At 59.9% G+C, this 12744-nt stretch carries 10 protein-coding genes; 1 reads left to right on the forward strand and 9 read right to left on the reverse strand.

From position 1 onward, the window contains the following. Positions 1-26: 26 nt before the first annotated feature. The 9 genes from FS819_RS09475 to FS819_RS09515 all read right to left on the reverse strand — a co-directional run bounded on the left by FS819_RS09475 (position 27) and on the right by FS819_RS09515 (position 11974). Positions 27-854: an endonuclease/exonuclease/phosphatase family protein gene (locus FS819_RS09475; protein WP_156546342.1), complete on the reverse strand. Its 828-nt coding sequence runs from the start codon at positions 852-854 to the stop codon at positions 27-29. Between the two features lie 44 nt (positions 855-898). After that, a complete protein-coding gene (gene cls, locus FS819_RS09480) occupies positions 899-2347 on the reverse strand; it encodes a cardiolipin synthase (RefSeq protein WP_156546345.1) in 1449 nt (482 codons plus the stop codon). Positions 2348-2496: 149 nt separating this feature from the next. Next, entirely contained in the window at positions 2497-4170 is a 1674-nt protein-coding gene (recN, locus tag FS819_RS09485; RefSeq protein ID WP_156546347.1) for a DNA repair protein RecN, read from the reverse strand. A 46-nt stretch (positions 4171-4216) separates the two neighbouring features. Then, on the reverse strand, positions 4217-5086 hold the full coding sequence (locus tag FS819_RS09490; protein ID WP_015916496.1) for an outer membrane protein assembly factor BamD: 870 nt from the start codon (positions 5084-5086) through the stop codon (positions 4217-4219). 378 nt (positions 5087-5464) lie between these two features. Then, complete coding sequence (gene lpxC, locus FS819_RS09495; protein ID WP_156546350.1) at positions 5465-6421, reverse strand: UDP-3-O-acyl-N-acetylglucosamine deacetylase; 957 nt, start codon at positions 6419-6421, stop codon at positions 5465-5467. A 458-nt stretch (positions 6422-6879) separates the two neighbouring features. Further along, complete coding sequence (gene ftsZ / locus FS819_RS09500) at positions 6880-8697, reverse strand: cell division protein FtsZ (RefSeq protein ID WP_156546352.1); 1818 nt, start codon at positions 8695-8697, stop codon at positions 6880-6882. Positions 8698-8799: 102 nt separating this feature from the next. Beyond that, positions 8800-10125 carry a cell division protein FtsA gene (ftsA, locus tag FS819_RS09505; RefSeq protein WP_156546355.1) on the reverse strand — a complete coding sequence of 442 codons (1326 nt, stop codon included), beginning with the start codon at positions 10123-10125 and terminating at the stop codon, positions 8800-8802. Further along, positions 10122-11060 (reverse strand): cell division protein FtsQ/DivIB, encoded by a 939-nt coding sequence (locus FS819_RS09510; protein WP_322192582.1) that lies wholly within the window; start codon positions 11058-11060, stop codon positions 10122-10124. The genes ftsA and FS819_RS09510 overlap by 4 nt, the downstream gene beginning before the upstream one ends. Further along, positions 11048-11974, reverse strand: a complete 927-nt coding sequence (locus FS819_RS09515; protein ID WP_156546360.1) for a D-alanine--D-alanine ligase — start codon at positions 11972-11974, stop codon at positions 11048-11050. Before FS819_RS09515 ends, FS819_RS09510 begins: the two co-directional genes overlap by 13 nt. Before the next feature lie 236 nt (positions 11975-12210). On the opposite strand from FS819_RS09515, the gene FS819_RS09520 reads away from it, so the two are divergent. Continuing rightward, complete coding sequence (locus FS819_RS09520; protein ID WP_156546363.1) at positions 12211-12672, forward strand: hypothetical protein; 462 nt, start codon at positions 12211-12213, stop codon at positions 12670-12672. Positions 12673-12744: the final 72 nt, after the last annotated feature.

Genomic DNA, 12744 nt, shown 5'->3' on the forward strand with positions numbered 1-12744 from the left:
AATGAAAATTTCCGGATTAAAAACTCTCATCCGACAGCTTCTACCGTCTTGTCCAGATCGATCCACGCTTTCAGCGGCAGATGGTCGGAGGCAAGCCGCGCCAGCGGACTGTCATGCACCTGCATGTCAGCAATCAGGCCGGGGCGGTTGGTCATAATCCGGTCCAGTGCGAGAACCGGCAGCCGGGCCGGAAAGCTGGGGACAGGCGGCGGCAGCGGGCCAAACAGCGGCTCCAGCCGGGTCAGCGCCGAGCCCGGCCCGACCCGCCACTCGTTGAAATCCCCCATCAGCACGGTCGGACAATCTGCCCGCTCGCGCATCAGCTTCAGGATGAAATCCGCCTGCTGGCGGCGCGCCCAGCGCAACAGGCCGAGATGGGCGGCGATGATCCTGAGCTCACGCCCGCCGCTCAATTCGATTTCCGCCACCACGGCGCCGCGCGGCTCCAGCCCCGGCAGCACGAAGGGATGGACATCCCTCACCACGCCTTCGCGAAACAGCAGCACATTGCCCCGCCAACCGTGGCTTTTCGTTAGGCCAGCGACCGGGACGCGGGTCAAACCGGTTTCGCCTTGCAAGCGGGAAAGGTCGAGAAGCCCGTTGCGCTCGCCGAAACGCTGGTCCGCCTCCTGAAGGGCGATCACGTCAGGACCGATTTCGCGGATCACATGCGCAATCCGTTCCGGGTCGAACCGGCCATCGACGCCGACGCATTTGTGCACATTGTAGGAGGCCACCAGAAGCCCGGGCGTCTCCGCTTCCCGCCCACCCGCGGTGGACGTCAGGGGACGGCTGCGGCGATTGCGCAGCGAGGTCAACATTTGCGTTCGGAGCGAATGGGTTTGCTTTTTCATGCTCACTCAAAAAATAGGAGGCGGAAGGCCGATGTCCACCCGCTTTACAAAGCCAGCGAGCCCAGCCACAGCACTCTTTGCATCAGTTTCAGCAGGAAAGGACGCGCATGCAGGCTTTCCAGCGTCACCTCCTCGGCTCCTTCCAGGCTTTCGTCCATCAGGCTCGCCACGAAGCGGGCAAAATCATCGTCATAGACCTCCAGATCAATCTCGAAATTCAGCCGCAGCGACCGGGCGTCGAGATTGGATGAACCGACAAAGGCCCATTTATCATCGATGACAAGCAGTTTCGAATGATCAAACGGTCCGGTGGAGCGAAAGATCCGGCAGCCATCCCGAATAATCTGCTCGAATTGCGCATTCATCGCATGGCTGACGACAGCCAGATTGTTTTTCGAGGGAACGATAATTTCCACTGTCACCCCGCGCCGAGCCGCCGTGGCCAGTGCTGACAGGAAAATATTGTCCGGCAGGAAATAGGGCGACAGAATGCGGATGGAGCGTTCGGCGACGGAAAACGCCCCGGTCAGCACCCGGTGATTGCTTTCCAGATGCGCATCCGGCCCGGACACCACGGCGCGGGCGTAAGGCGTCTCACCTGCCTCACCGGCGGCCAGATGCAATTGCCAGGCTTCGCCGTTGAGGGCTTCATCGGTTTCGAAATGCCAGTCGTCGGCGGCCACTGAAAACAGTTCGGCGACGACAGGCCCGGTCACATGAAAATGCGTATCGCGGGCCGCATTCGGCCCTGCAAAGGCCTCGCGGATATTCATGCCGCCGAAGAAGCCGACCGCGCCATCCACCACCAGAATTTTACGATGGGTGCGCAGATTGGCATAGGGCAGTCTCAAGCCGACAATGACCTTGCCGTTGAAGGAAGCGACAGTGATGCCGCCATCGGCGAGATAGCCGACAATGCTCGGCACGCTGTAGCGCGCCCCGACCGCATCAATCAGCACCCGCACCTCGACGCCCCGCTTGCGCGCCGCGATCAGGCAATCGGCAATCCGAAGGCCAACGCTGTCCCTGTCGAAAATATAGGTTTCCAGCAAGATACTATGCTGCGCCGCCTCGATGGCCGCACACATCGCATCATAGGCCTCGTCACCGCTGGCAAGCGGTGTCAGGCGATTGCCCGATGTCAGCGGGTGGTGGGTGACACGCTCCCCCAGATGCCGCAGCGCTTCCAAGCGCCCGCCGAATTTTGCCTTAACATCGCCTTCCGGCACGGCATAATGGGCCAAAATGCCTTCCATCTGGCTACGGCGCAATGCCCGGCGCGCCATATAGGAAGCGCGGCGCATACGGTTGATCCCCGCCATCGCATAGATCAGCGTACCGATAATCGGCGACAGGATGATAACCCCAACCCAGGACAACGCCGAACGCACGTCACGCTTGGTCATCGCCGCATGCACAGCGGCCACCGTACCCATAACCGTGGAAATCACGGCAAGAAGATGCGGCCAATAATGGGAGATAAGGTCGAGCATCACTTACCGGTATAAAGGGGATGGAACCGCGCGAACGCGCAATATTCGACGAAACGAAGATTGGCGCAAACGTCTGACTTAAGGAATTGTTCCTCCTCTAGGCCCGACGAGACGACAGGATCACAAGATCCATTGGCAATCCGGCGGCGTCAATGGTCCCCGGCCAGAAGCTTGGCGGCTGCGGCTCTAGCCTCATCCGTCACCGAAGCGCCTGCCAGCATCCGGGCGATTTCCTCGCGGCGATGGTCGGGGCCGATCATCGCAACTTGTGTGGCGATCTTTTCCGCGTTGCCGCTAGCAGGCCCCTTGGAGATCAGCAGATGTGTGGCGGCGCGGGCGGCCACCTGTGGCGCATGGGTCACCGACAGGACCTGGACGCGCTCCGACAGCCGTTTCAGCCGCTGACCAATCGCATCGGCCACAGCCCCACCAACGCCGGTATCGATTTCGTCAAACACAAGTGTCGGAGCAGAGCCTCGGTCAGCGAGCGCCACTTTCAGCGCCAGCAGAAACCGCGACAACTCGCCACCGGAGGCCACTTTCATGATCGGGCCGGGCCGTGTGCCGGGATTGGTCTGCACATGGAATTCGACCAGATCGATACCGTCGGCGGTGGCATTGTCGGCATCCGCTGTGACCTCGACCATGAAACGCGCGCGCTCCAGCTTCAACGCCGGCAGTTCTTCCATGACGGCTTCGGCCAGCGAAGAGGCTGCATTCTGGCGCTTCTGCGATAGGGATTGCGCATTGGCGAAATAAACAGTCTTGGTTTCGGCCACGGCCTTTTCCAACGTGCCGAGCTTTTCCTCACCGGCATCGAGATCGGCGAGATCTGTGATCATCTTTTCGGCAAGGGCCGGAAGATCGGCCATAGCGACCGAATATTTGCGGCCAGCGGCCCGCAGCGCAAACAGCCGTTCCTCGACCCGCTCCAGTTCGCGTGGATCGAACTCGGTGCGGCGCAGCGCCGATTCGACCTCCATCTGCGCGCTCGACAAGGTGTCCAGCGCCGTCCCCAGCAGGCTGACCGTGTCCTCCAGCAGGCCCGGGGCTTCGCCGCTCTTGCGCTCCAGACGGCGCATCAGCGAGGCGATCATTGGCACGGGCGAAGCATTGCCATTCAGGAATTCGCTGGCCTCGGCGATATCGCCAGCGATCCGCTCGGATTTCTGCATCCGGGAGCGGCGCTCGGCCAGATCCTCTTCCTCACCATCCTGGGGGCTGAGGCCTTCCAACTCCTCGACCGAGGCCCGCAGGTAGTCCGCCTCGCGGGCAGCAGCCTCGACCTTGGCCTTGTGGATCTTGAAAGCGCGCTCGGCCTCACGCCAGCGGCGATAGCTATCGCCCAGCGCCTGCGCTTCTTCGGTCAGCCCGGCAAAGGCGTCCAGCAGCAGACGGTGGGCGGCGGTATCCACCAGCGCCCGATCATCATGCTGTCCATGGATTTCGACCAGATATTGCCCGGCCTGGCGCATCAGCTGCACGCTGATCGGCTGGTCGTTGACATAGGCGCGGGTGCGGCCATCGGCGGATTGCACCCGGCGGAAAATCAGATCGCCATCGTCATCAATGCCGTTTTCGCGCAGCATGATGCGGGCCGGATGGCTGATGGCGACATCGAACACTGCCGTCACCTGCCCCTTGTCTTCGCCGTGGCGTACAAGGGAGCCATCGCCGCGCCCACCAAGGGCCAGCGATAGACTGTCGAGCAGAATGGATTTCCCCGCCCCCGTTTCGCCGGTCAGCACAGACAGACCGGCCGAAAAGTCAAGGTCGAGCCGCTCGATCAAGACGATGTCGCGGATCGAAAGCTGGACGAGCATGAGTGTTCACATCTCTCCGAAGGCGACGGGTAAACCGTCTGGAAAATCAGGATGAGCCCAGAATCTTTTTGCCGGCTCTGGAAATCCAGCTCTCCTGGGCTTCCCGCGGCTCAAGACCACCGGTTTTCAGCAGTTCGAAACTATCCTTGTACCATTTGCTGTCAGGATAGTTGTGACCCAGCACGGCAGCTGCCGTCTGTGCTTCCTGCACCACGCCCATGGCATAATAGGCTTCCACGAGACGCGCCAGCGCTTCCTCGATCTGGTTGGTCGTCGGATATTGCTCAACCACATTGCGGAACCGCTGGATCGAGGCCAGATATTCCTTGCGCTCCAGATAATAGCGGCCGATCTGCATTTCCTTGCCGGCCAGCTGGTCGCGGGCAAAGCGCATCTTTTCCTGGGCGTCGGACACATATTCGGAGGTCGGATAGTTCTTGACCACCTTATCCATGGCCTCAAGTGTCCTAGACGAGAATTTCTGGTCCTGGGTCACGTTGGGGATCTGGCGCCAGTTGGACAGACCGATCAGATATTGCACATAGGCCGAATCCTTGGTCGACGGATACAGCGTCATGTAGCGCGTGCCGGTCGAGATGGCCTCGGTATATTTGCCCTGGCGGTATTTGACGAAGGTGCTCATGACAAGCGCCTTCTGCGACCAGTCTGAGAACGGGTTCTGCTTGTCGACGGCGTCGAACTTACGCGACGCTTCAGCAAGATTGCCAGCCTTGATGTTGGCCAGACCCTGATTATAGAGCGTCTCCGGCGGATCGGTCTCAGCGCCGAGCTTGGTAATGTCGATATCCTTGTCGGTATTGCAAGCGCTGAGCAGCGGCGCAACGCCGGCGATAGACAGGCAAACGGCAAGCATCCGCGCTGATTTGTTGATCATGGAAGACTTCACTTCACTCATACGACAGATCCCGATTGCAGCGGTGCTTCTAGAAAGCCATCGCTTCCGCTAGGCGTTTTAGCCATAAAGATAACGATAGGGCAACGCAATGGTGATGTTTTAACGCATTTTTATGGCGTAACGCCACAATCTGCTGTTTTATTTTGGACAATAAGCATCGAGCAGAAATCCGGAATCAGCACGATGCGTAAGCTTTTTGCTTTCGTATCGGATTTATCCGAAAACCGGTTCTTAACTTTCGCTCCGATGCTGTAGCATCAGGTGAAATGCCCGAAACCGAATGCACGAAAACGGCGCCTACCGGCGCCGTTTTAATTCAACTGATTCTATGGACCACTTCGCCAAGCCCAAATCCGAGCGACATGATGCAGCGAATCGTCAAGCCGTCCAGGGCGCGAAACCCGGTGCATTGACTGCCACGAATTCCCGGACCCTTGCCTTGCCACTGCGTGCGCCGGGCGCTTCCACCACTTCATAGGCCGAAGCATCCGACAGCAGCGCTTTCAACGCCAGCGAATTCATCTTGTGACCGCCGCGATAGGAGCGGTAGCAGCCGATGAACTGCGCACCGGCCAGAGCCAGATCGCCAACGGCATCCAGCGTCTTGTGACGGGCGAATTCGTCGGGATAGCGAAGACCTTCGATATTGACGACCTTGTCGTCGTCGGAAATCACCACGGAATTTTCAAGCGAAGACCCAAGCGCCAGGCCAGCGGCCCACAGGCGCTCGACATCGCGCATGAAACCGAAGGTACGGGCGCGCGACAATTCCTGCTTGAAGCTCTGCGGTGTCAGGTCGCCCTGCCAGGACTGGCGGCCGATCAGCGGGCAATCGAAATCGATTTCCACTTCAAAGCGCGTCCCTTCATAGGGGCGAAACTCAGCCCAGGACGCGCCATTGTCGACCCGAACCGGCTTCATCACCCTGATATAGCGGCGCTTGACACCAAGGTTGACAATGCCAGCCTGCTCGATGGCGTCGATATAGACGGCGGAGCTGCCATCCATGACCGGGGTTTCCGGTCCATCGACCTCAACCACCAGATTGTCGAGACCGAGCGAATATATGGCCGCCATCACATGCTCGACGGTGGCGACCCAATGGGTTGGCGAAGAGCCCAGAACGGTGCTGAGATCGGTATTACCGACCTGGGAGGCGACAGCCTTCAGCTCGGTAACGGAACCATTGGCATGCTGGCGGTGGAACACGATGCCAGTTCCGGCTTCGGCAGGCAGAAAGCTCATGGTAACAGGCTGACCGGAATGCACGCCGATCCCCTTCAGGGTGACCGGTTGAGCGATAGTCGTCTGGAAGCTCAACAAACCGATTGCCATTAACATTCACCTTTCAAGTCTTCAAATCCGATCCGAGGCCGTGAAGGCTGGACCGGCTATTCATCTGCCAGTCCATACCCTTGCGTAACCGCCGGGCCTCGTCGCTTCTGAAGCGCCAACCAACCACTCATCGGTCTGCCTGGCACTCTTCGTTATCAGGGATATACGTTTGGAAACCCAACAATCCAAATCAATGTTTCTTTCCGATTGTTACGAAACCGAATCCTTGAAAAAACCTTGGAAAACTGTGGATTAACGGCACTGTCTCAACAAGAAATCAGCATCTGAAACAGCCATTATAAAAACAGAAACCCGGATCGTTCGATCCGGGTTTCCAAAACGCATCTCTGGCGAGAGACTCAGTGTCTGGCAGGTTCAAATTGAACCCGCCAGACACTGGATTTTTGTATCGTTTGTCTTTTCGGGAAAACCGGGCTCCACTTTCCCTAAGGCAAAATTTAGTTCGACTGGCGGCGCAAGAAGGCCGGAATTTCCAGCTGGTCGTCATCATGGGCCGCACGCTGCTGCGGCACCTGACGGCCCTGATCGTCCAGATTGCCACGACGCGGTGCGTAGAGGCTTGCTTCCGGCGACAGCGGACGACGCTGCTGCGAGGCGGCTGCCGGTGCTGGTGCAGTCATGTCGGAAGCGACATTGTCTTCCTGACGGCCGAGCGAGTTGGTGATGCGGCGCAGCAGCCCCATCGGACCACGATCTTCGGATGCCTGCTGGGCGGCAGGCTGGTTGCGATGGTCCAGCTCGGCCTGCACGACCGGCGAGAAATCCTCGACCTTCGGCATGCGGGACTGTTCGGGCTGGCGCATGACCGGCGCGGCAGGTTCCTGGCGCATGACAGGAGCAACCGGCTCCTGGCGGAAGGCTGGCTGTGGCGCGGCAGGAGCGGGCTGCATGACAGGCGCTGGCTGCGGTGCACGAGCTACCGGCTGTTCAGCAGCGGCGAACGAGGAAAACAGCTTGCTCTGCGGGCGGAAATCGTCAGCAGGCTGGGCAGCGGCAGGCTGCTGCACCTCAGGCTGGGCATGCATGGCGGCCTGACGGGCGACAGCGATTTCCAGTTCGCGTTCCATTTCAGCTTCAGCATTGCGGATCTGCTCGGCGACCGGATCAAGCGGGCGCGTTGCAAAGATCGATGGAGCTGCGGCAACCGGAGCTGGTGCCGGGGCAGCAGCAACAGGCGCTGGCTGAGGCGCCGGAGCGGCAGCAGCAGGCGTGAAGGCAGCGGAAGGACGAATCGCTGACTTGGCAGAGATCGTGCGCATTTCAGCGCCGCGAGCTTCCAGCGCATTGGCGGCGCGATCGATGCCGGTGGCAACGACCGACACGCGGATCAGGCCTTCCAGCGCTTCGTCGAAGGTGGCGCCGAGGATGATGTTGGCGTCGGCATCGACTTCTTCGCGGATACGGGTTGCCGCTTCATCGACTTCGAACAACGTCAGGTCGCGACCACCGGTGATGGAGATCAGCAGGCCCTGGGCACCCTTCATCGAGGTTTCGTCGAGCAGCGGGTTGGCAATGGCGGCTTCGGCAGCCTGAAGCGCACGGCCTGGGCCGGAAGCCTCGCCGGTGCCCATCATGGCGCGACCCATTTCACGCATCACCGAGCGAACGTCGGCGAAGTCGAGATTGATCAGGCCTTCCTTGACCATCAGGTCGGTGATGCAGGCAACGCCGGAATAGAGAACCTGGTCGGCCATCGCGAAAGCGTCAGCGAAGGTCGTCCGGTCGTTGGCGATGCGGAACAGGTTCTGGTTCGGGATGACGATCAGTGTATCGACCGACTTCTGCAGCGCATCGATACCGGCTTCGGCCAGACGCATGCGGCGCGCGCCTTCGAAATGGAAGGGCTTGGTGACGACGCCGACGGTCAGGATGCCCTTGTTACGGGCAGCCTGGGCAACGACGGGAGCAGCACCAGTGCCGGTACCGCCGCCCATGCCAGCGGTGACGAAGCACATGTGGGTGCCGTTCAGGTGATCGATGATCTCATCGATGCATTCTTCGGCAGCAGCGCGGCCGACTTCCGGCTGCGAACCGGCGCCGAGACCTTCGGTGACATTGGCACCGAGCTGGATGATCCGCTCTGCCTTGGTCATGGTCAGGGCCTGGGCGTCGGTGTTGGCAACAACGAAATCCACCCCCTGAAGACCAGCGGTGATCATGTTATTGACGGCATTGCCGCCGCCGCCGCCGACGCCGAACACGGTAATGCGCGGCTTGAGTTCGGTAATATCCGGCTTGTTCAGATTGATGGTCATGTTACCCGTTCCTTCTTTCCCTGGCCGCATCGCCACGCTAGCCATGTCTTGTCTCTTGATCGCGCGCCCCGAATCGATTTTTCACCCGCAAGGCGCAGGTCCTCAAAAACTCTCTTTCAACCATTGTCCCACGCGCATCATGCGGCTGTTGCCGGAGCCAGAGGAGAACAAGCCTCCCTGCCCCACGGCGATCTCCTGATCGGCCACCTGCGGATAGATCATCAGACCTACCGCAGTGGAGAAAGCCGGTCCCTTGGCCGCCACAGGCAGGCCAGAGACCCCCATCGGGCGGCCAATCCGGACATTGCGGGCGAGCATCCGCCGCGCAACTTCCGGAAGACCGGTCAACTGGCTTGCGCCACCGGTCAGAACCAAACGCTTGCCGACCACGGGGCTAAAGCCCGATGCGTGGATTCGGTCGCGAATCATCTCCAGAGTCTCTTCAATACGCGCTTGAATGATTCGCGTCAGCAAAGAACGTGGAACTTGGATCGGTAAATCGCGATCGTCTTCGCCGATTGGCGGAATTGCAACAACATCGCGCTCTTCCGAGCCATTGGCAAAGGCCGAACCATGCACGACCTTCAACCGCTCCGCATCCTCAATGCGGGTCGAAAGACCACGCGCCAGATCGGTGGTGACATGATGGCCGCCAATGGCGATAGCATCCGTATGGATCAGCTTGCCCTCGGCAAACACCGAGATCGTCGTGGTGCCGCCGCCCATGTCGATGGCGGCACACCCCAGCTCGACTTCGTCGTCCACCAGAGCAGCAAGGCCGCTGGCGTAAGGTGTCGCCACCAAGCCCTCGACCGTCAGATGGGCGCGGTTGATGCAAAGCTCGAGATTTTTCAGCGCCGGACGTTCTGCCGTCACCACATGCATGTCGACACCCAGCGTATCACCGAACATGCCGAGCGGATCGCGAATACCGCGCTCGCCATCCAGCGAAAAGCCGGTCGCCAGCGAATGCAGCAGCACCCGGTCACGGCGTTGCGACTGGTGGCTGGCCGCAGACAGGACGCGCTTGAGATCGGCGCTTTCCACTTCCTGGCCGCCAAGATCAATGGTGGCGGTATAGACGTCCGAACCGATCCGGCCAGCCGAGACATTGACGATCAGGCTGTCGACCGTCAGGCCCGCCATGCGTTCGGCGGCATCGACTGCCAGTCGCACGACGCTCTCCACCGAATCGATATCGGAGATAACGCCGGACTTCATGCCACGCGAACGCTGATGGCCGATGCCGATCACTTCGACATGATGGGTCCGGCCTGGCAGGACATCGCTTTCCTTGCGCGGCGTCAACCGGCCGATCATGCAGACCACTTTGGTAGAGCCGATATCGAGAACCGAAACGACATGGCTGCGCTTATGCGAGAGAGGTTTCATACGGGGCAATCCGAAAGAGGAACCGAAGACGCTCATGTCTCTTTCTCCGCCTTGGCGAGGGCCTTGGCGCGAGCCGTCACCGCAGCCTGACGGCGCACCAGCGCCTCAGGCGTCAATTGGACGGTCATGCGGTCGGAGAGGCGAAGGTCAATGGCGGCGATGTCGCGGTCCAGCAATTGGTGATCCGCTTCCATCTTGGCCAGACGCGCCATCGCGCCATCCACATCGTCTTCAGGAAGCTTCACGACTACGCCATTGTCGAGATAGAGATCCCAGCGACGGCTGGCGACGCGCACATACGCTTTGACGCGGCCGGTAATCTGCGGCCAGGTGGCAAACTCTCCGGCGATGTCCTGGGCTGCCACTTCGGCATCACGGCCGACAAACAACGGGAGGGTGGCAAATTTATTGTCACGCAGCGGCGCAATGATGCTGCCGCTCTTTTCGATCAGCGACAGGTCGGTGCCATGCTGCCAGATACCATAGGCCTCGCGCTCCTTGATATTCACCTCGATGGTGCGCGGATAGATCTTGCGGACCTCGACTTGCTCTACCCACGGCAGATCCGCCACCTTACGGCGCGCGTCGTCGGCGTCGATGGCCACCAGAGAGGTCGCACCATCCAGACCCAGCGATTGCAGCACATCGATTTCGGATGTGTGAACATTGCCCGACAGCTTGACGTCTTCCACCGCAAAACCCGCAGTCGAGGTCATCGCCTCGGCAAAGTCCGGCCAGTGACCACCCTTGACGATACCGTAACCACCGACAGCAAGAATATAGGCCGCAAAAGAAACCTTGCCGAGATGTTCCGGCACAGCCACCCTGCCCGAGCAGAGCGCGACGACGAACCGCATCAGCCGACGAACCGGGCGCGGCAGGGCCATCAAGCCATCATCCGCCAGGCTCGGCGCGCGATAAGGTGCAGCCTTGCTGCCCTTTGCAGTTTTTTTGCCGCTCACCGTGAACACGACGCGTCCTCCACCATCCAGCTGACGAATTCACCAAAGGAAATGCCCGCATGCGCAGCCATTTCAGGCACAAGCGAGGTTGGCGTCATGCCCGGCTGGGTATTCACTTCCAGCCAGATCAAGTCGCCATCTTCGGAAAACCGGTCGTCGTAACGGAAGTCGGACCGACTGACGCCACGGCACCCGATAGCGTTATGGGCCCTGACAGACAAGTCTTGTATTTTTTGGTAAATTTTCGGTGAAAGTTGCGCCGGAATGACGTGAGTCGAACCCCCTGCTGCGTATTTGGAGTCGTAATCGTAGAATGTATTAGCCTTGGCGATCACCTCGGTCACAGCCAGCGCCTTGCCATCCATGACCCCGCAGGTCAGCTCGCGGCCAGCCACGTAGGATTCGACCATGACAGTATCGCCATAGCGCCACTCCGACGAGCCAAGGATCTGCGGCGGATGCGACTGATCTTCCTTGACGATCACCACGCCGAAACTGGAACCTTCCCGCACCGGCTTGACGACGTAAGGCGGCTCGATCGGATGGATATTGCCGATCTCAAAACGCGACATTTGGCGACCGAAAGCCACGGGAATGCCCGCCGCCGCCGCCACGATCTTTGCCTGCGTCTTGTCCATTGCCAGCGCCGAGGCCAGCACACCGGAATGCGTATAGGGAATGGAGAGGTATTCGAGGATACCCTGAATGGTGCCGTCTTCGCCGAAAGGACCATGCAAAGCATTGAAGACCACATCAGGCTTCAATTCCTGAAGCACGCTGGCGATATCGCGGGTGACATCGACCCGTGTCACGCGGTAGCCGTGCTCCTCAAGCGCCGATGCGCAAGGGGCGCCAGAGGCGAGGCTGACAGGCCGCTCCGACGAAAATCCTCCCAGCAATACGGCAACATGCTTCTTAGCCATTCACGCACCCAAACAAAACAATCGCGGTTTTCCGCCTTACCTTTGCGCCCGACTTGCGGCGCGAATCGCGCCGGTTCATGCACCTGACATGATAAAACGCCATTAAGGTTAACGAACCGTTTACAGGTGTTAACGGGCAAAAATTACTTTTGTTTTTCTGGGAGTTATCGAGGGGCGCCCGATGGGTTCGGCCCCAGAACGGAAGGCGCAGGCCCTCAGTGAAGCAGGCCATGCCGATGGGTGAGAACAGAGACAGCCCACTGGGTACCGGCAGCGACATGATGGCCGGAATAACAAAAAGCCGTGCCGAGGGAACAATGAGAACCCTATACAGCACGGCTTCAAATTCATCGATCACGTCAACCCGAAGAGGGTCAGCGCTTCATCAAGGCTTGGAAACAGACGAGCAGCCCAAGATCGAAACGCAACTTAATACGTTCGATGCGAAGCTGCACATCCGTATCAGGGCTCCACAACGCCCGGAACTCGCCGTCCATCGGGAAGCCGGCAGCTACAAGGCGCACCAGGCGGCAGCGGCCTGCGGACCGGGCAAACCAGCGGCGGCATACCGCGCCGTGGTGGCGGTGCAACACAGGATGGCGGCGGCGGCATTGCCCCCGGCCCCGGTGGCACAGGACCTGGACCTGGTGGCGGTGGCGGCATTTGTGCAATGGCTTGCCCCGCCATTAGCACGATAGAACAGACGAAAAGAAACCGTTTCATAAATCCACTCCGGAAGCCGCGCCGAATAAATCCTGTCATTGATGACG

Source organism: Allorhizobium sp. Av2 (assembly GCF_021462805.2).
In the GTDB taxonomy this organism is placed as follows: domain Bacteria; phylum Pseudomonadota; class Alphaproteobacteria; order Rhizobiales; family Rhizobiaceae; genus Allorhizobium; species Allorhizobium vitis_G.